Annotated in this window: 18 protein-coding genes; 16 read left to right on the top strand and 2 right to left on the bottom strand. The window is 44.7% G+C overall.

What is annotated here, in order from left to right; all coding sequences use genetic code 11:
• Nucleotides 1–85 precede the first annotated feature (85 nt).
• On the top strand, nt 86–379 hold the full coding sequence (gene yhbY, locus AAC006_RS08080; RefSeq protein WP_013784361.1) for a ribosome assembly RNA-binding protein YhbY: 294 nt from the start codon (nt 86–88) through the stop codon (nt 377–379).
• 137 nt (nt 380–516) lie between these two features.
• Nucleotides 517–1,347 (top strand): 3-hydroxyacyl-CoA dehydrogenase, encoded by an 831-nt coding sequence (locus tag AAC006_RS08075; RefSeq protein ID WP_185864149.1) that lies wholly within the window; start codon nt 517–519, stop codon nt 1,345–1,347.
• A gap of 113 nt (nt 1,348–1,460) precedes the next feature.
• Here the strand turns inward: AAC006_RS08075 and AAC006_RS08070 are convergent, their stop codons facing one another.
• Nucleotides 1,461–3,836, bottom strand: a complete 2,376-nt coding sequence (locus AAC006_RS08070; protein WP_260563435.1) for an ATP-binding protein — start codon at nt 3,834–3,836, stop codon at nt 1,461–1,463.
• Between the two features lie 405 nt (nt 3,837–4,241).
• Here AAC006_RS08070 and leuS point away from each other — a divergent pair, with 405 nt between their 5' ends.
• The 13 genes from leuS (at nt 4,242) to lipA (ending at nt 17,327) form a co-directional block, all read left to right on the top strand.
• Nucleotides 4,242–6,845 (top strand): leucine--tRNA ligase, encoded by a 2,604-nt coding sequence (gene leuS / locus AAC006_RS08065; RefSeq protein WP_126872225.1) that lies wholly within the window; start codon nt 4,242–4,244, stop codon nt 6,843–6,845.
• Between the two features lies 1 nt (nt 6,846).
• Entirely contained in the window at nt 6,847–7,368 is a 522-nt protein-coding gene (gene lptE, locus AAC006_RS08060) for an LPS assembly lipoprotein LptE (protein WP_126872224.1), read from the top strand.
• 2 nt (nt 7,369–7,370) lie between these two features.
• Complete coding sequence (holA, locus tag AAC006_RS08055; protein ID WP_126872223.1) at nt 7,371–8,399, top strand: DNA polymerase III subunit delta; 1,029 nt, start codon at nt 7,371–7,373, stop codon at nt 8,397–8,399.
• 4 nt (nt 8,400–8,403) lie between these two features.
• Nucleotides 8,404–9,114, top strand: coding sequence for a nicotinate (nicotinamide) nucleotide adenylyltransferase (gene nadD, locus AAC006_RS08050; protein WP_013784367.1), 711 nt, complete (start codon nt 8,404–8,406; stop codon nt 9,112–9,114).
• A gap of 8 nt (nt 9,115–9,122) precedes the next feature.
• Nucleotides 9,123–9,440 carry a ribosome silencing factor gene (gene rsfS, locus AAC006_RS08045; protein ID WP_013784368.1) on the top strand — a complete coding sequence of 106 codons (318 nt, stop codon included), beginning with the start codon at nt 9,123–9,125 and terminating at the stop codon, nt 9,438–9,440.
• A 78-nt stretch (nt 9,441–9,518) separates the two neighbouring features.
• A complete protein-coding gene (gene rlmH / locus AAC006_RS08040; RefSeq protein ID WP_126872222.1) occupies nt 9,519–9,989 on the top strand; it encodes a 23S rRNA (pseudouridine(1915)-N(3))-methyltransferase RlmH in 471 nt (156 codons plus the stop codon).
• Nucleotides 9,990–10,003: 14 nt separating this feature from the next.
• The gene (gene mrdA / locus AAC006_RS08035) at nt 10,004–11,893 is read left to right on the top strand and encodes a penicillin-binding protein 2 (RefSeq protein ID WP_013784370.1); all 1,890 of its coding nucleotides are present in this window, start codon (nt 10,004–10,006) and stop codon (nt 11,891–11,893) included.
• Nucleotides 11,893–13,008, top strand: a complete 1,116-nt coding sequence (gene rodA, locus AAC006_RS08030) for a rod shape-determining protein RodA (protein WP_013784371.1) — start codon at nt 11,893–11,895, stop codon at nt 13,006–13,008. The genes mrdA and rodA overlap by 1 nt, the downstream gene beginning before the upstream one ends.
• 1 nt (nt 13,009) lies before the next feature.
• A complete protein-coding gene (locus AAC006_RS08025; protein WP_126872221.1) occupies nt 13,010–13,930 on the top strand; it encodes a septal ring lytic transglycosylase RlpA family protein in 921 nt (306 codons plus the stop codon).
• Nucleotides 13,931–14,227: 297 nt separating this feature from the next.
• Nucleotides 14,228–15,361, top strand: coding sequence for a D-alanyl-D-alanine carboxypeptidase family protein (locus AAC006_RS08020; RefSeq protein ID WP_041452539.1), 1,134 nt, complete (start codon nt 14,228–14,230; stop codon nt 15,359–15,361).
• Nucleotides 15,362–15,451: 90 nt separating this feature from the next.
• Nucleotides 15,452–15,715 (top strand): DUF493 family protein YbeD, encoded by a 264-nt coding sequence (ybeD, locus tag AAC006_RS08015; RefSeq protein WP_013784374.1) that lies wholly within the window; start codon nt 15,452–15,454, stop codon nt 15,713–15,715.
• Complete coding sequence (gene lipB, locus AAC006_RS08010) at nt 15,716–16,372, top strand: lipoyl(octanoyl) transferase LipB (RefSeq protein ID WP_126872220.1); 657 nt, start codon at nt 15,716–15,718, stop codon at nt 16,370–16,372.
• The gene (lipA, locus tag AAC006_RS08005) at nt 16,365–17,327 is read left to right on the top strand and encodes a lipoyl synthase (RefSeq protein ID WP_013784376.1); all 963 of its coding nucleotides are present in this window, start codon (nt 16,365–16,367) and stop codon (nt 17,325–17,327) included. The genes lipB and lipA overlap by 8 nt, the downstream gene beginning before the upstream one ends.
• A gap of 93 nt (nt 17,328–17,420) precedes the next feature.
• Here the strand turns inward: lipA and AAC006_RS08000 are convergent, their stop codons facing one another.
• Complete coding sequence (locus AAC006_RS08000) at nt 17,421–19,292, bottom strand: DUF885 domain-containing protein (protein WP_126872219.1); 1,872 nt, start codon at nt 19,290–19,292, stop codon at nt 17,421–17,423.
• 163 nt (nt 19,293–19,455) lie between these two features.
• On the opposite strand from AAC006_RS08000, the gene ansA reads away from it, so the two are divergent.
• Nucleotides 19,456–20,463, top strand: a complete 1,008-nt coding sequence (ansA, locus tag AAC006_RS07995) for an asparaginase (RefSeq protein WP_126872218.1) — start codon at nt 19,456–19,458, stop codon at nt 20,461–20,463.
• Nucleotides 20,464–20,466: the final 3 nt, after the last annotated feature.

Below are 20,466 nucleotides of genomic sequence, written 5' to 3'. Positions count from 1 at the left end.
TGTCATTAGGATTGTAGAGAAGATGGCGTTAGAATACGTTAATTCAAGCTTAAATTTATAGATTAATTGTAAGAAAATTGACTACATGAAACTTTCAAATAAACAGAAACAATTTTTAAAAGGCCTAGCGCACCCGCTAAAGCCTATCGTACAGCTAGGTTCAAACGGCCTTACTGAAGGTGTTGTTGCGGAAATCGACAACGCATTAAATTTCCATGAACTGATAAAAGTTAAAGTTCCCACTGATGATCGTGAAGAAAAATCGCTCATCATGGATGCGATTGTTCGCGAAACTAAATCAGAAAAGCTACAAGTAATTGGACACACGCTTATTCTTTACCGTCCGAGTGAAGAGCGTAAAATTCAGTTGCCAAAATAAGTCATGCCGTGGTGCCGGTTTTTGCCGGCGCCATAGTTTTCGTACCGTATTCCCGTTAATATTATGTTAACAAACATGATAATGTCGTTGTGGACATAAATTAACAAACAATAATACGGAACCTACGCGGAAACCCTATGATAGAAACCAAGCCTATTCCCGACTCGCTTAAAACTCCCTATTTGCAACAAAAGTCACTTGAAAACCGAACTGCCATAGTTACTGGTGGGTGCTCCGGTCTTGGTCATGCTACTGCCATTGCCCTTCGTGCTGCTGGTGCCAATGTGTGTTTGCTCGATTTAAATGAAGACATGGGTAAGCAACGTGTAGAAGAACTCGGTGCTGAACATACCTTGTTTGTTAAGGTTGACGTAAGAAGCGAAGACGACATTACCCATGCGATAGATAAATGCCTTTCTCGTTTTTCCACGCTTTCTCTGTGCGTAAACTGCGCCGGTATTGCCCCTGCAAAGCGTTTACTGGACCGAGATGGTAATCCAGCCCCCTTAGGTGACTTTCAAAACACGATTGATATTAATTTAGTAGGTAGCTTTAATGTGGCGCGTCTTGTGGCGGCAGCCATGGCGGAACAAGCCCCATTGAATGAGGAAGGCGAGCGAGGCGTTATCATTAATACAGCCTCTGTAGCAGGCTATGAAGGGCAAATAGGACAAACCGCTTACGCAGCAAGCAAAGGCGGCATTATTGCGCTGACCCTACCTATGGCGAGAGATCTTGCCCCGCTAGGCATTCGGGTTAACACTATCGCGCCAGGGGTAATGGGAACACCTATGCTGCTTGCCATGCCAGAAAAAGTACAAGACGCTCTTTCTAGTAACGTTCAATTTCCTAAACGCTTAGGTTTGCCTGAAGAGTTCGGTAAATTGGTGCTGCATATTGCCGAAAATAACTATTTAAATGGTGAGACTATTCGCTTAGACGGCGGCTTAAGAATGCCGCCAAAATAATTGGCTGTATTGCTATAACAACAAAGAGCATCAAATTGATGCTCAAACTCTCTTACGAAAAGACCGAGCGGCCTGAACGGGTGCAGCATTGAGCGACCGGCGAATGAAAGCGCTTATTCGCCGTCGCCACCGTTAACCATGAGTGCAATATTGTATAAACGATTCACTGCATGATAGTTAATGGTGTTTTTGGGGTAACGACCTCGGCTACTTAATGTACCGGCATCTTGCCCCATCAATACGGTCAAGGCATCATCTACCGTTTCTACAGTATGAATGTGGAACAAGCCTTTTTTCACCGCATCAATGACAGTGGCATCTAATACCAAGTTGATTGCATTCGATTTAGGAATGACCACACCTTGTGTACCCGTTAAGCCGCGGTGCTGACATAAGTCGAAGAAGCCTTCAATTTTTTCATTCACCCCACCCACCGCTTGCACTTCGCCATACTGGTTAATTGAGCCTGTAATAGCGAGGGTTTGTACGCATGGAATTTCGGTTAACGCAGAAATTAACGCCACCAATTCTCCTAATGACGCACTATCACCATCGATGTGCCCGTACGACTGCTCCAACGCAATATTAGCCGACAAGGTTAGCGGGAAGTGCTGAGCGTATTTATAACCTAAATACCCTGTTAATAGCATCACGCCTTTTGAGTGAATCGGTTGGCCTAGCTCTACTTCACGTTCAATATCAACCACGCCACTTGCGCCAGCAAATACCGTAGAGGTAATGCGCGCAGGCGTACCAAAAGCAGTGTCACCAATATCTAGCACCGTAAGTCCATTCACTTTACCTATGGCTTTGCCGTCGGTAGCAATAAGTACATGCCCTTCTTTAATATCATTAAGTAGAGTTTGGCTTACTCGCCCGGTTCTGCGTTTTTTAGCACTAAGTGCGGTGCGCAAATGGTCAAGCTCTAGGGTTTCACTACCTGACTTTACGCAAAAATAATGGGCTTCATTCACCAACTCAATCACTTCAGCAAAATGTGCTGAAAGCTTTTCTTGGTGTTCAGCCATGCGCAATGAATATTCGACTAAGCGGCACATAGCATTGGCGGTAATACCGGTTAAGTTAAGCGCTAAAATGTGTTTGCGCACTTTGCCCACAAAATCGAACAAAGCTTGTCGAGTCACCTGAATTTCTAAATCGAAATCGACCAGCACACGAAACAGCTCATCAAATTCATCATCGTAATCTTGCAAGGTGTAATACAATTCTCGCGACCCTAGCAGCACTATCTTTACGTTCAAATCGATAGGTTGAGGGTTTAGGGTAATCGCATTTACCATACCGACATCTTGCTGGGGTAAATCCATTTTCAAACTACCCGATTTCGCCGCCAGCTTAAGGGTATCCCACACATAGGGCTGTTCTATTAACTGGTCGACATCAAGCAGCAAATAACCGCCATTGGCACGATGTAATGCGCCAGGGCGAATCATTCGGTAATTAGTGTAAACACTGCCATGAATATTAGTGTATTCAATTTTCCCGAACAGGTTTTGATACGTTGGGTTTGGCTCATAGATTACTGGCGCGGAGTCATCTAGACGATTCGCAACCAATACATTAGGCAGAAATTGCTCTTCTAAGAATAAGCGTTTATCGAATTCATCACTTTTTTCGTCTTTTTGCTCTTCAGCCAAAATAAGTAAAATAGCATTCACAAGTGCAGTTTTAAGCTGCTTTAAGTATTTTAAAATGCCTAAATCTGACGCGTATTTGTGCTCTAGTACCTTTAAAAGTGGCTTAATGCCTTGCTCGGCAGTTTGCTTATCTAGCTCACGCAAGCGCTCTGAATTTTCACGCTTCCACGACGGTAAACTTAATAAACTTTCACTTAGTCTATTTTCTAGCTCGTCTATCAAGTTGTAAAAGAATTGGCGCTTTTCGTCGCTAGCCGTTGCAAATTCGGCATCGCTAATGGGTTTACCATCAACAATAGGTGAAAACGTGATAGTGCCCCCGTCTTCATTCATTGCCACTTCATTAGCTTTTGCGAAACGCTCTACCGCATCAATGGCGCTATCGTATTTTTGATCGAACTCGCGAGAAATGCTGGTTCTACGGCGCTGATAACCTGGGTTATCAAATGCCACCGGAAAGGTATCGAGCACGTCATCAATTAAGCTAGTGATGTCTTTTTGAAATGCTTTACCGCCACCTGGCGGAAAACGAAGGGCTACTGGCTCGCGCTCTTCATCAAAGTTATTGATATAACACCAATCATCGGGTGCAGGCAGCACGGCTACTTGGCGTTCAATGTAATCTTTTACCAAGGTAAAGCGACCCGTAGCCGGTTCACCCATCACATAAAGATTATAACCTTTCGCGTTAATGCCAAGACCGAAGGTTAACGCTTCTCGCGCGCGCTCCTGCCCTATAAATGTGGCATTTAGGGCTTCATCGTCTTTTAAGGCAGCATTCACTGCTTTTCGATTGATGGTTGGGGTTAGGTCAATTGGATCTAGGGCCATAGTGGTGCTTTCGCCTGGCATAGTGTTCTATTTATTGTGCTTTAGGGTAAGTGAAACCCTATTTAAGTAGTGTGTCAAACCCTTATGCCGTAAAGCACTGTTTCGGGCCTCTAATCGATGAATTAACGAACAATCACGGCTATTAATTTTTATGTACGAAACCGCTATCAAGTGAAACCTTTGCCAATACGCTTACTTTTTCAACAAGTAGTCACAAAAAAGTCGTGCTAACCTAGCACTAGCTATTGAGGCTAAGTGTAGCGCTGGGTTATTCTATGCGGCTACATGCAAGTTAAACCTGCAATATTGTGATTCTGTCCAACGACGAGTCACACCCCACAATGAAATTTGGGGGAGCAGGTTTCATGAACGTTTTAACTCTAATAATGCGGAAGCCTAAGTTTCATGGCCGAAAATCAGTACAACCCGAAAGATATAGAACAACGTGTTCAGCAATACTGGGAAGAAAACAACTCATTTCAAGCAAATGATGATGTAGAAAAAGAGAAGTTCTACTGTCTCTCTATGTTCCCTTACCCAAGTGGTCGCTTGCATATGGGTCACGTGCGTAACTACACCATTGGTGATGTTATTAGCCGTTATCAGCGCATGCAGGGTAAAAACGTTCTCCAACCTATGGGTTGGGATGCTTTCGGTCTTCCAGCAGAAAACGCCGCGATTAATAATAATACTGCGCCTGCCAATTGGACCTATTCCAATATTGATTACATGAAAACTCAGCTTCGCTCTTTGGGTTTTGGTTACGACTGGGATCGCGAAGTAACAACCTGTAAGCCAGACTACTATCGCTGGGAACAATGGTTCTTCACTCGTCTTTACGAAAAAGGCTTGGTTTATAAAAAGAACTCAACTGTTAACTGGGATCCGGTAGATCAAACCGTTTTGGCAAACGAACAAGTTATTGACGGTCGCGGTTGGCGCTCTGGCGCATTAGTGGAACAAAAAGAAATTCCACAATGGTTCATTAAAATTACCGACTACGCCGAAGAGTTGTTGGCTGACTTAGAACAGCTTGAAGAATGGCCTGATCAAGTGCGTGCCATGCAGGCGAACTGGATTGGTCGCTCTGAAGGGGTAGACATTACCTTTAACTTAGGTAAAAACGGCAGCGACATAAACGATTTAACCGTTTACACCACTCGCCCTGATACATTCTACGGCGTAACCTACGTGGCAGTCGCTGCACAGCATCCATTAGCGGAATTTGCAGCTAAGACGAATGCTGAGCTTGCTACCTTTATTGACGAGTGCAAAAACACCAAAGTAGCCGAAGCAGAATTGGCTACCATGGAGAAAAAAGGCTGTGATACGGGCATTCAAGCAGTACATCCTTTAACTGGCGAATTGTTACCTGTTTGGGTGGCGAACTTTGTATTGATGGATTACGGTTCAGGCGCAGTAATGGCTGTACCAGGTCACGATCAACGTGATTGGGAATTTGCGACCAAATATGGCTTAACCATTAAGCAAGTTATCGCGCCAGATGCAGAAGCAAAAGAAGAATGTGATTTAACCGTCTCTGCGTATACCGAAAAAGGCACCTTATTAAATTCTGAAAAATTCGATGGCCTAGCGTTTGACGATGCGTTTAATAACATCGCAACCGCACTTGAAGAAAAAGGCTTTGGTAAACGTAAAGTAAACTACCGTTTACGAGATTGGGGTGTAAGCCGTCAGCGTTACTGGGGTTCACCTATTCCCATGCTTAACTTGGAAAATGGTGAATCGGTTCCTGTACCAGAAAGCGAATTGCCGGTAGTACTTCCTGAAGATGTGGAAATGAACGGTGTTACATCACCGATTAAAGCCGATCCTGAATGGGCGAAAACCACCTACAACGGTGAACCTGCACTTCGCGAAACTGACACCTTTGATACCTTTATGGAATCGTCGTGGTACTACGCTCGCTATGCAAGCGCTACAAATCACGATGCAATGCTTGACCCTACTTCATCGAACTACTGGCTGCCTGTCGATCAGTATATCGGTGGTATCGAACATGCCATCCTGCACTTATTATACTCTCGCTTCTTCCACAAACTATTGCGTGATGAAGGCTTGGTAAATTCTGATGAACCGTTTAAGCGTTTGTTGTGTCAGGGCATGGTGCTAGCAGATTCTTACTACCGCGAAGATGATGCTGGCAAGAAAACTTGGTACTCACCCACTGAAGTGTCTACCGAAAAAGACGAGAAAGGCCGTATTGTAAAAGCATGGCTAACCGCCGATGGTGAACCGGTTATTCATGGCGGCATGACTAAAATGTCGAAGTCGAAAAACAACGGGATTGATCCACAAGAAGTTATCGACCTATATGGTGCCGATACGGTGCGTTTATTTACGATGTTCGCTGCGCCTCCTGAGCAAACACTAGAGTGGGTAGATTCGGGCGTAGAAGGTGCTAACCGTTTCTTACGTCGTATTTGGAAGCTGGTAACCGAGCACGTTGAAAAAGGTACGCCTGTTGCCCTTAACGCAAAAGCGCTGAATAAGAACCAACAAGCATTACGCCGCGAAGTGCACAAGACTATTGAAAAAGTCTCTGATGACTTAGGTCGTCGCCAAACGTTCAATACCGCTATCGCCGCTATTATGGAGTTATTGAACCATCTTCAAAAAGCACCACAAGAAGATGCGCAAGATATTGCCATTATGCGTGAAGCTGCAGAGTCATTAGTCTTGCTACTTAACCCTATTACCCCTCACATTTCTCATGAATTGTGGAAAGTATTGGGCCAGACAAGCGATATCGATCATGCCCCTTGGCCTGTCGCCGATAAAGCAGCCTTGGTTGAAGACGAAAAGCTTATTATCGTGCAAGTTAACGGTAAGGTTCGCGCTAAGATGACCGTAGCTGCTGATGCCAGCAAAGACGCCATTGAAGAAGCGGCCAAAGCACAAGATAACGTGCAACCGTTTATTGAAGGTAAAACAATACGTAAAGTTATTGTGGTACCAGGAAAACTTGTCAACATAGTGGCTAACTAATATGCGCCGTTTACTTCGTTACACAGTGGTATTGAGTGCACTTTTTGCACTTGGCGGTTGTGGATTTCATTTAAGAAGTGCCCCTAGCCTTCCTGAAAATGTAAAATCAGTGCTTATCACCAGTGCTCGCGCTCATGCACCTCTTGCAAGAGCGCTTCACAACCGCCTTACTGTGTACGGGTTAAATGGCGTCTACCAACAAGATAGTACGTCGTCTAACGACGGCGTATCTTTGTATTTACTGCCTGAAAAATTAGAGCGCAGACTGCTTTCGGTTTACGCTTCGGGTCAAGTTGCTGAATACGAACTGATTTATACCGTGCGTTATCGGGTTCAATTCCCTGACGAGGAAGCCATTATGGCTACCTTCGATGTAATGCGTGATTATCAAGATGATCCCGATCAAGTATTGGCGAAATCAAGAGAACTCGAATTAGTACTCGATGAAATGCGTGCCGAGGCAGCGGACATTATTATCCGTAGGCTTTCAAGCCAAGCCTCTGCTGCTAAGCTGATTAATTAAGCATGCAAGTCTACCCAAACCAATTTTCCAGTGAGATAGGTAAAGGATTAGCATCCTGTTACTTGGTGTTTGGTGATGAGCCTCAGCAGAAGTTTGAGGTGATAGAGCAAATCCGCAGCACGGCAAAAGCCAACGGTTTTGATGAGCGCACAGTGCTTGTGGCCGACACTGGCTTTTCATGGAATCAGCTGCTTGAAGCAACCCAAAGCATGTCGTTGTTTTCAAACCAACAGTTTATTGAATTAGAACTTCCTACAGGAAAACCCGGCGCAGAAGGCAGCAAAATGCTGCAAGAAGTGGCTAAAGGGTTAACTCAAGATACTCTTCTTCTAGTGCATGGTCCTAAAATTGGCAAAGACGTACAGCGTGGGAAGTGGTTCAAAGTACTCGATGACATGGGCGTTTCTGTACTCTGCTACCCTTTAGAAGGCAGGCAACTTAGTGCATGGATCAGCAATCAAGTAAAACAACATCAGCTGACTATTAATGCAGCTGGAATGAAAATGATTGCCGATTTTTGCGAAGGTAATTTACTAGCAGCAAAACAAGAAATAGATAAGCTTGCCCTACTTTACCCTCAACAGTCCGTGTCTGAAGCACAGATTGAACGGGCGATGGTAGATCAATCTCGCTACAACGTGTTTCAGTTAGTAGATGTCATGCTAAGCGGCGATGCCAATCGCTGCGTGAAAATGCTTTACCGATTAGAAAGTGAAGGCTTAGAGCCAAATATTATTATTTGGGCCCTGATTCGTGAATGGGAAGTCTTATGGAAATTGAAAAGTGCTACCGCTAATGGTGAAGCCATTCAATGGCAAAAGTTTGGTATTTGGCGCAACAGGCAGGGCTTCTATCAAAGTGCGTTAAATCGCCTTAGCATAGAACAGCTGCTACAAATTCAGGATGCCCTCACCCAAGCTGATTTAGCGTTTAAACAAAACGTTATTTCTCGCCCCTTCGTGAAGCTTTGCCACTTATGCATGATGTTTATGGCGATGGGTATTTTTCACCTTCCTTTGATGGAAGCCTAACATTTTGGCTATTCGCGCCATTTTAGGGGGGACGTTTAACCCGCCCCATTTAGGTCATGTATCACCTGCGCTCCATTTATTGTCTGCGCTGAATATCGACGCCCTCGGTTTAATGCCTTGTAAATTACCGCCGCACAAATCAGTGGCCGTTAGCGAAGAACACCGGGTCAACATGGTGAAGCTGTGTTGTGAGCAAGATAAACGCTTGTACCCCGAGCTAATCGAACTCTCGTTACCTTCACCTTCTTACACGGTAAAAACCCTTCGGGCATTAAAAGAAAGAGACAATAAGACAATCTGTTTTTTCATTGGCGCCGATTCCCTGTATAATCTTAAGTCTTGGTTTGAGTGGGAGCGTTTGCTTGATTTCTGTCACCTAGTGGTAATGCGTCGCGACAGCGATACATTTACACCACCTGATGACTTGGTTGAGTGGTTAAAAGCCAACAAAACAGAGGACGTTCTGCAACTACATGCTCAGCCTAATGGCTTAGTATTTCTTGCGGATACCCCATTACACCCTGTTTCATCAACGCAATTGCGCAGCGCCGTTCAAACGGATGCATCATCGACATTGCAAGAAACATATATGAACGAAACAGCATTGCATGACGCAAAGTTTCAAGCCACGACATTAATAGCAAAGTGGCTGCCTCAGGCAGTCTCAGACTATATTTATACACATCGGTTATACCAAGAATTATCAAATAAGTGAGGAAACACTTGGAGAGTCAACAACTCAAGCAGTTCGTAAAAGATAAAGTAGACGACATGAAAGGCCGCGATATTATAGAACTGGATGTTCGTGGCAAATCAACCATTACCGACACCATGATTATTTGCTCTGGTAACTCTAAGCGCCATGTTGTTGCTATTGCTGAGAATGTAATAGTAGAAGCTAAAAGCGCAGACGAAGCACCAACAAGCGTGGAAGGCAAAGAAACTGGCGAATGGGTATTAGTAGATTTTGGCGACGTTATTTTGCACGTAATGCAAGACGAAACCCGCGATTTCTATCAGTTAGAGAAGCTGTGGTCATAACAAAGCCAACCGCAGACTTATAAAAAGGGCTGCGGTTAACTTTGTTGGTAGTTTGATGTTCTAAAGGATTTACCCACTGTGCGTATACAAATTGTCGCCGTAGGTACAAAAATGCCCGCCTGGGTCACCACTGGGGTAGATGAATTCCTTCGCCGTTTCCCCGCCGATTTACCGGTGAGTTTCACCGAAATTCCCGCTGGTAAACGCGGCAAAAATGCTGATATTAAACGCATTTTAGAAAAAGAAGGCGAACAAATGCTCGCCGCTATTCCTAAAGGTAACCGCGTAGTGACATTAGAAGTCACTGGTAAGCCTTGGGACACCCCCACATTAGCTAAACAGTTAGATAATTGGAAAATGGATGGCCGTGATGTCAGTCTTTTGATTGGCGGACCTGAAGGTTTAGCACCTGAATGTATTGCCTTGTCTGAACAAAAATGGTCACTGTCTGCACTTACGCTTCCTCATCCGCTTGTAAGAATTATTCTTTCTGAAAGTCTATACCGCGCTTGGTCTGTTACTCAGAACCACCCGTATCATCGCGAGTGAGAGAATAGCCTTTTATGCATCGCAAGCGCCAAGCAATTCGAGACCACTCGGCTGAAGCAAACTTATTTGCCAGACGTGCGTCTATCGCCTTTATTATTGTTGTTATGATGCTAGGCGTGGTGCTGAATAACCTTTATTCCCTGCAAGTTGAACAACACGACGTTTACCAAACTCGCTCAAACGGGAATCGCATTAAGGTATTACCTGTTGCGCCAAACCGTGGGTTAATTTATGACAGAAACGGCATATTGCTTGCGGAAAACCGCCCTGTATTTAGCTTAGAGATCACACCTGAGCAAACTAACGATTTAGACGCCACCTTAGATGGCTTAACCCAATTGATGGGCATTACCCCAGAAGAACGTGAAAGCTTTAATGGCAGCTTAAAAGGCCAACGACGTTTTAAACCTATTGCCCTGCGGACTAAATTATCCGAAGAGGATGTTGCATTATTTTCTGCCAGCAAACATTTGTACCCCGGGGTACAAATTGAAGCGCGACTAGCTCGTCATTACCCTTATAAAGAAGCCCTTACCCATGTATTAGGTTATGTGGCGCGTATTAATAAGAAAGACCTCCAAAAGCTGGTAGAAGCAGGGCAAGAAGATGACTATGCTGCCACCCACGACATCGGCAAATTGGGGGTAGAGAAATACCACGAAGAGCTATTGCACGGTTCAGTGGGTTACCAACAAGTGGAAGTGAATAACCAGGGCCGGATAATTCGTGTGTTAAACGTCGACCCACCCGTGCCCGGTAAAGACATTGTATTAAACATCGACCTTTCGCTACAAATTGCCACCCAGCAAGCACTGGAAGGTCAGCGCGGCGCGGTGATCGTGAGTGATGTAAAAACGGGAGGGGTATTGGCGTTATTTTCAAACCCCAGTTACGACCCGAACTTGTTTGTTCACGGTATCAGCAGAAAGAATTACTCTGCCCTGTTAAATTCCCCCGATCGCCCCCTAATAAACCGCGCCACTCAAGGCCAGTATCCACCTGCATCTACCATTAAACCTCACCTTGGCTTAATTGGACTTGAAGAGGGGATAGTCACCGAAGAGTATACGATTCAAGATAATGGTCGCTATCAGTTACCCAACGTATCGCATACATGGCGGGACTGGCGAAAGTGGGGCCACGGCGAGGTAGATATCGCAAAAGCAATAGAAGTCTCCTGCGACATTTATTACTACGATTTAGCTTATAAGTTGGGGATAGATAAAATCAGTGAAGCCATGTACGAATTTGGATTTGGTGATTTTACCGGTATCGATTTATACGAAGAATCTGATGCGAATATGCCTAGCAGAGGCTGGAAGCGTGCACGATTCAACCAGCCTTGGTATATCGGTGACACCATTCCTGTCGGTATTGGTCAAGGATTCTGGTCTACCACCCCTATTCAGTTATCGCAATCAGTGAACACATTGGTTAATCGTGGCGAACGTATAATTCCGCAAATTATTCGCGGGTTTATGCATGAAGATAGCTCGGTAGAAATTATTCCACTTAAAACCCTTCGACCTATCGAGATTAAAAACCAGCATAATGTCGATATTGTACTGAATGCGATGCACGACGTAGTGCATGGTAAAGAAGGTGGTGCTCGCCATACGTTTGCTGACGCCTCCTATCAGTCTGCGGGCAAAACCGGTACTGCACAGCTATTTTCCGTGGGGCAAGATGAAAAATACGATGCTGAAAAAATAGATGAGCGTTTGCGAGACAATGCCATGTATGTAGGCTTTGCCCCCTTTGAAAACCCAGAAATTTCAGTAACCGTCGTGCTTGAGAACGCCGGTGGCGGTAGTAAAAATGCCGCTCCTGTGGCCAAGAAAATCATGGATTTCTATTTTCGTGATCGGGTTTTCGACACCGAAATTAGCAAGGTTGACGAATAATGAAAAAGAACACGCTCAACCCAAATAAGACCAGTTTTTTACAGCGTATTCATATTGATGGTTGGCTGTTTTTAAGCCTGTTAGTACTTATGTCAGTGGGTTTGGTAACGCTGTATTCTGCATCAGGACAGGACAGCGGCCAAGTAGAACGCCAAATTACGCGCTTGGCACTGAGTGTGGCAGTTATGTTTGGCATTGCGCAAATTCCCCCCGGCGCATTTCGCCGCCTGTCGACATACGCCTATATCGCGGGGCTGCTAATGCTTATCGCGGTATTGTTATTTGGCGACATGGGTAAAGGCGCTCAGCGCTGGCTCGACTTAAAGTTTATTCGCTTTCAACCGTCAGAGTTAATGAAGCTCGCGGTGCCTATGATGGTCGCCTGGTATATTAGCAAGTTCACGCTACCTCCTCGCACCATGAATATTGTGGTTGGCTTTCTAATGGTGGCTATCCCAACGGTACTTATTGCTAAACAACCCGATTTAGGGACATCGCTGCTTATTGCCAGCTCCGGCATCTTCGCGATATTCCTCGCCGGTATGAGTTGGCGGCTTATCGGGTTTGTTGCGCTGTTGCTCGGTGGTTTCGCGCCCATTATGTGGTTCTTTTTAATGGCGGAGTATCAAAAGCAACGCGTATTGACCTTTTTAAACCCAGAGAGCGATCCACTCGGTTCGGGTTACCATATTATTCAGTCGAAAATAGCGATAGGTTCAGGTGGTGTAGATGGAAAAGGCTGGTTGCAGGGCACCCAATCACAATTAGAATTTTTACCCGAGCGACATACCGACTTTATTTTCTCGGTTTTCAGTGAAGAATTTGGCCTTACAGGGGTTATTGTTTTACTGATTATTTACCTTTGCGTTATTTTACGTGGGCTTATTATTGCGAGTAGAGCTCAAGACGCCTACTCTAAATTACTGGCAGGCAGTATTACCTTAACCTTCTTCGTTTATGTGTTTGTAAACATGGGGATGGTATCTGGGTTACTTCCTGTAGTAGGAGTGCCACTACCTTTAGTCAGTTATGGCGGCACTTCCATGGTGACATTAATGGCAGGCTTTGGCATGCTAATGTCTATTGCCACTCAAAAACGATTAATGTCTCGATAACATGCGCACACTACTGTTAATACTGCTTGCTTCATTTATACTCGCCGCGTGTAAGTCAGCGCCTAGTGGACGCTATACTCAGCATCAAGATACTGCCCCGAATCATGTAGCGAAAGTGCCTGAAACTTTGGATGCAGTTCCTAAGTATGAAGCATATAGAATGTTTAACAGCCGCCCTTATAAGGTGCTAGGCAAACATTATACACCGCTGACATCAGGTAAAGGGTTTGAAGAAGTAGGTTACGCCAGTTGGTATGGTCAGAAGTTTCATGGCCATTTAACGTCAAACGGTGAAACCTACAATATGTTTGCTATGTCGGCTGCCCACAAAACCTTACCGCTTCCTTCTTACGTGCGCGTGACTAATTTAAACAACGACAAACAAGCGATTGTGCGAGTGAATGATCGTGGCCCTTTTCACGATAACCGTATCATCGATTTGTCGTACGCTGCGGCGGTAAAGTTGGGTTATCACAACAAAGGTACGGCAAAGGTAAAAATTGAAGTCATTCACTTCGACCCCGAAAACAATGTAACGGTTGGTATTAACCCGACCGTTAGTTACGACGAATACATTGGTATTGCTCCCCTTCCCTCAGCACTAGCATCAACATCACCAGTGACACCATCATCTGAGGTCGCCGCGAGTACTTCAGCGCAAAGCGATAATCTTCAGCAAACGTCAATCTCTCTGGACGGTTATTTTATTCAGGTGGCAGCACTATCAAATCAGAAGAAAGCTGAGTCTATTTCAAATGTACTTTCTGCACTTTATCAGGTGCCAACACACATGCCAGTAGTAGGCAATGTGTACAAACTTCAACTTGGTCCGATTGAAGATGAAGCGCTTGCTCATGAATTGTTAGAGCAGTTAAAACAAAACGGCTACCCCCAAGCTTACAAGATAAAACAAACCCTCTAACGACTCGTTTAAAAAACCGCCACAACTATGGCGACAATGTGGCGAAACACGTTTCAAATCTGTCATTTATGGCGCTTTTTCGTTGTTTCGTAGCCTAATCTCTATTAACAGCTAAACTTTTTGGTTTAACCCTAGTCGAACTATGCGCCTTACGTTAGAATTCTAAACTAAGTAGTAGTATAAACTGTGTAGCGTGCCTGCTGTTCAGTTTTAAACGGATAATAAACGGTCAAAGAAAATAAAATCATGCTCAGAATAATTCAACGCGCTAAACCGTCCTTTCTCTCCTTCGCTTTTATGCTTTTCAGTGCACTAGTACTGTCAGCGAATGCAGCAGTGGTTACTCCACCAGCTCCATCGGTAGCGGCGGAAGGCTTTCTTTTAACCGACTTTGAAACCGGACACGTAATCGCGTCGAAAAACGCAGACATGCAATTGGCACCCGCCAGCTTGACTAAAATCATGACCATTTATGTGATTGGAAAAGAATTGCAAGCCGGTAACATTAGCCTTTCAGACGAAGTGACCATTTCTGAAAATGCGTGGGCTAAAAAATTCCCAGATTCATCAAAGATGTTTATCGAAGTGGGAACGCAAGTATCGGTAAGCGATTTATTACGCGGTATTGTAGTGCAATCAGGTAACGATGCGTGTGTTGCCATGGCAGAGCACGTTGCCGGTTCACAGGCGGCGTTTGCCAGCATGATGAATGCGCATGCACAAGCTATTGGTATGACATCGTCTAACTTTGTTAATGCCCACGGCCTGCACGACCCAGATCACTACACTACCCCTCGTGATATGGCTGTGCTGTCTCGTGCGCTTATTGCTGAAACTCCTGAAATGTACAAAATTTACAGCGAAAAAGAATTTACATTTAATGGCATCAAGCAATATAACCGTAACAGCCTATTATGGGACAAAAGCTTAAACGTTGATGGCATTAAAACTGGCCATACGTCAGACGCGGGTTACAGCCTTATTACTTCTGCCTCACAAGGCGACATGCGCTTAATCTCTGTAGTTATGGGTACAGATAGTGAAAGAGCCCGTAAGGTTGAAAACAAGAAGCTACTTAAATATGGTTTTCGCTTTTATGAAACGCTAACGCCTTACCACGCTGGCGATAGTTTTGTAGCACACCGCATTTATATGGGCGATAGAGAAACCGTAGACCTTGGAATTAACCAATCTACCCCCATTACCATTCCACGCGGCCAGGCGGCTAACTTGGAAGCCAATTTTGAACTAGATAAAAAACTAGAAGCGCCACTGGCTAAAGGCCAAGTTGTCGGCACACTTTTCCTTCAACTCGAAGGCGAAGATGTAGCCAGCTACCCCCTTGTCACTTTGCAAGAAGTGAAAGAAGGCAGCATGTTTAACCGCATTAAAGATTACATTATGCTGCAACTGGGCTTCGACGAAGCGTAACATTACGCCTCGCTACACTAGTTCAAGGGCGGCCTGATTGGTATAATCGGGCCGTTTTTGTATTTAATGACTGTATAAAAAGGATATCGCATGGATACCCGTTTCGATGAACTTCTAGATTTTCCGACAAATCAAACATTTAAAGTAATGGGCATCGCCCATGACGATTTACCTAATCACGTAATTGAGTGCTTACAGCAGCACGCGCCAGGTGATTATTCACCCGCAGTGAAGCCTAGCAGCAAAGGTAATTACCATTCTGTATCGGTAAGTGTACGAGTGACCAGCAAAGAGCACATGGAAACTATTTACACTGAACTTGCTAAGTTAGAACTTGTAAGAGTCGTACTATAAGTGAGCACCCTAACCGACTCTGTCATTATTCGGCAACTTGGCAGACAAAGCTACGAGCCCATATGGGCTGCCATGAAAGCGTTCACGGATGAACGTGATGATACGACTGAAGATGAAATTTGGCTGGTTGAGCACGACCCTGTATTCACACAAGGTCAAGCAGGCAAAGCTGAACACATTTTGATGCCCGGTGACATTCCCGTGGTGCAAGTCGACAGAGGCGGTCAGGTAACCTATCACGGCCCAGGCCAACAGGTTATCTATCTTCTTATTAATATTCGAAGACGCAAGCTAGGTGTACGTCACTTAGTGACTGCGATGGAAGATGCTGTGGTAGGCTTAATGGCCAAATACGGTGTTACCGCCTACCCTAAACCCGATGCACCAGGGGTTTATGTAGATGAGAAAAAAATTTGCTCACTAGGGTTAAGAATTCGTCACGGTTGCTCATTTCATGGATTGGCATTAAATGTTAGTATGGATTTGTCACCGTTTCAGCGCATTAACCCATGCGGTTATGCAGGTATGGAAATGATTGATACCGCCAGTCTGAATGGCCCAGATTCGATAAGTGTTGCCGGTGAAGTTCTCACCGACTTACTACTTGAAGCGCTTTCCATTACGGAAAAACGACATAAAGAAGGTTTTGATGAGTAACGCACGACCTGTAGCTGGAGTTAAACTCCGCGACGACGAAAAAGTAAAACACATTCCTGTCACCATTATTCCTACTGAAAAGGAAGAAATGCTGCGCAAGCCTTCGTGGATCAAAATTAAGCTGCCACGCAGCACCGATAAAATTGACCATATTAAGAAGACCTTAAGAAAGAATAAACTGCATTCTGTGTGCGAAGAAGCCAGCTGCCCTAACTTAGCTGAGTGCTTCAACCATGGTACGGCAACCTTTATGATTTTGGGTGACATTTGCACCCGTCGTTGTCCGTTCTGTGATGTTGCCCACGGTAAACCACTACCGCCAAGTGCAGAAGAACCAGAAAAGCTAGCGAAAACCATTGCTGAAATGAATCTTCGTTACGTGGTAATTACCTCGGTAGACCGCGATGACTTGCGTGACGGTGGTGCACAGCATTTCGTTGATTGTATCAACGCGATTCGCGAGCACAGCCCGACGACCACAATTGAAGTGCTAGTACCGGACTTCCGTGGCCGTATGGATCGCGCATTAGAAATTTTCAAAAATGGTGTTCCTGATGTGTTCAATCACAACTTGGAAACTATTCCGCGCTTATACCGCGAGTGTCGCCCTGGTGCTAACTATCAGTGGTCACTAGACTTGCTCAAGAAATTTAAAGCGCAGCATCCAGATGTTAAGACCAAGTCTGGCTTAATGATGGGTATGGGCGAAGAAAATGTGGAAATTGAAGGCGTACTTCGCGATTTACGTGCTCACGATGTGGACATGTTAACACTTGGCCAATATTTACAGCCAAGTCGCCATCACTTCCCTGTTAAGCGTTATGTTCACCCTGATGAATTTGATGCGCTAGGCGCTTACGCCAAAGACATTGGCTTTACTCATGCAGCTAGTGGCCCAATGGTTCGCTCTAGTTACCATGCCGACCAACAGGCAGCGGGTAAAGAAGTAAAATAAATATAAAAAAAGCGGCTTTTCACAGCCGCTTTTTTATTTGCCTTTCTTTTCGCTAAGCTAAGCTATCAACTTACTCGCCTTAGCTTTTAGAATTTAGATTTTAGATTTTACTTCGTCTATCCACATCGACATCTTGTCACTCAAGATAGGCATTGGCATTGCCCCATCGGTCAGTATATTGCTGTGGAACGCTTTAATATCGAAGTCGTCACCTAAGGCTTCTGTGGCTTGATTACGTAAATGTCTGATATGACGTTCTCCCACTTTATACGCTAACGCTTGACCAGGAATAGAAATATAACGTTCTACTTCTGCCACCGCATCAGACTCAGCCATTGATGAGTTATCAAGCATATACGCAATGGCCTTTTCGCGGCTCCACCCCTTAGCATGCAGCCCTGTATCAACCACCAGGCGCATAGCACGAAGCTGTTCGTCGTTTAGTCGTCCGTACCACATGTAGGGGTCGGTAAACATGCCAAGCTCTTTTCCTAAGCTTTCCGCATACAAGGCCCAGCCTTCACTGAACACGGTATAGCCGTTGAATTTTCTAAACAAAGGTAAACCTTCCACTTCTTGCTGAATAGCTATTTGGAAGTGATGACCAGGCGCCGCTTCGTGAATACTAAGGGTTTCCAAACTAAACTTTGGCTGCGCTTTTAAATCACGAGTGTTGATATAGAAAATGCCGGGTCTACTGCCATCAGGGGCAGGAGACATGTAGCTAGCTGCTGCCGATGACGCTTCACGATAAGGTTCTACCGCTTTTACAATATAATCAGCTTTCGGAAATACGCTGAAAAGCTTGGGCAAACGGGCGTCTATATCCTTTTTCACGTCGGTGTACGCTTTAATTAAGGCTTCATCAGACTCGAAGTAGAATTTATCGTCAGTACGAAGATGGTCGAAGAACGCCGCTAGGTTTCCTTCAAAGCCCACGATTTCTTTGACCGCTTTCATTTCACCTAATATGCGCGACACTTCAGATAACCCAAACTCATGCACTTCATCGGCACTCAGCGCTAAGGTGGTATTGTCTTTAATTTTGTACTCGTACCACGCCTTTCCGTTCGGTAAATCTGAGTAACCTACGGTAGCGCGAGTGTGGGGCAAGTATTCTTCTACTACGAAGTCGTGCAATTTTTGATACGAAGGTACAATCATTTCAGTGATCATTCCTTCATAGGCTGCGGCTAAACGCGCTTTTTCATCGTCGCTAATGTTTTCATTTGTTTCAAGCTGTTTTACTGGACCGTAAAACACACTCTCAGAGGCCTTTTTAACAACGTGAGCACTTAACTGCGGCACCATTTTTTCGGTGATAGCAGTCGGTAAAACCACGCCTTCCTCAATGCCTTTTTTCATATACTGGATTACGCTATCGATAAACGCTACGTAGCCTTTAGTACGTGAAATAAAGTTTTCGTAGTCTTTTACCGTAACAAACGGCTGGGCAGATTGACCCGAGCCCAGCATGGGGAAAAAAGTATGCACACCATACATTTGATTAATTGGCATGTACTGGCTACCAAACTCGTATCCCGCAATGCGGTGTTCTCTGTCGTTTTTGAAAATATGGTAGCTGATCCAGTCTTGCCCAGAAAGTTTAGACGCATCAATAGCATTAATGGCTGCTAAATACGTTTGCTCGTGCGCCTTTGATTTTGCGATAGACGCCTCGCTTAAAGGCTCGTTAAACTTATCGTTATAATCGCTCACGCCATAAAATGTCGCCATTACTGGGTTTTGTTCCAACGACTCGTTGAAATATTTAAGCGTTAAGGCGGCTAATTTTTCTGCCTCGGTTTTATTTGCATCCACTTCCATGATGTCTTTAGTTTCACTAACCGCAGACTGCAATTGTGTAGAAACCGCTGTATTGTCTTGCTGATGCCCTAAAGCGGGTGCAGCCATTAAGCCGCCCACTATGGCAGCACTAAGTAAACTTATCTTCATTGTTTTCATTATAAAAATAACCTGTCGTGTATTTATTATTAATTTACCGCCCAATATTGCCTGTTCCCCCCTAATGATTACAAGGTTTTTGCGCGATCAGGATGACTTTAGTCTGCGGGCTGTTAGAATGCCGTCATTCTGCCTAAACCCACAAAAGAAGTGAGGTTACGCAATGCGTAAACATATCTATATTGCCTACACAGGCGGTACCATCGGAATGAAGCCATCAGATCATGGTTATGTTCCAGCGGCTGGGTTCCTTGGTGATACATTGAATGACATGCCTGAGTTTCATCGTAGTGAAATGCCATTATTCACACTGCATGAGTACGATAACCTGATTGATTCATCGGATATGAACCCTTCTGATTGGCAGCGCATTGCCGATGATATTGCAGAAAACTATGATAAATACGACGGATTCATCATCTTGCATGGCACAGATACCATGGCGTATACCGCATCTGCGTTAAGCTTTATGCTGGAAGATTTGACCAAGCCTGTGATAGTTACTGGTTCACAAATTCCTCTTGCAGAGCTGCGTTCTGACGGTCAAGTTAACCTGCTAAACGCGCTTTACGTTGCGGCTAATTTCCCCATTGCAGAAGTCGGTTTGTTTTTCAATAACCGCTTATTACGGGGAAATCGCAGTCGTAAGGTAGATGCCGATGGATTCAGTGCCTTCGATTCACCTAACTTCCCACCACTTCTTGAAGCAGGTATTAACATCCGCCTTAAAGCCGGTGAACTTGCCACTAAGTCAGATAAACCCCTGAAGGTTTCGAGTGTAAAAGCTCAGCCCATTGGTATGGTAAGTTTGTACCCTGGCATTTCTTCAGAAGTGCTTAAAAATACCTTACAACAACCGGTAAATGCACTCATTTTATTAAGTTACGGCGTGGGAAATGCCCCCCAAAGCCCAGCCCTAATTGCTCAATTAGAATATGCAAGGGACAGGCAAATACCGGTGCTTAATTGCACCCAGTGTATGCGCGGTCGCGTCAACATGGGCGGGTATGCCACTGGGCATGGTTTACAAGAAGTGGGCGTGTTATCTGGCAGCGATATGACCCCCGAAGCAGCATTGGCAAAATTACATTATTTATTAAGTAAGAATCTGCCGTTTGAAACCATTAAAGCCAAGCTTACCCAAAACCTCTGCGGCGAGCTAAGCGAATAGGAA

This window comes from uncultured Alteromonas sp., from assembly GCF_963976965.1.
GTDB classification, from domain to species: domain Bacteria; phylum Pseudomonadota; class Gammaproteobacteria; order Enterobacterales; family Alteromonadaceae; genus Alteromonas; species Alteromonas naphthalenivorans.
This window is presented reverse-complemented; position numbering and strand designations above follow the sequence as displayed.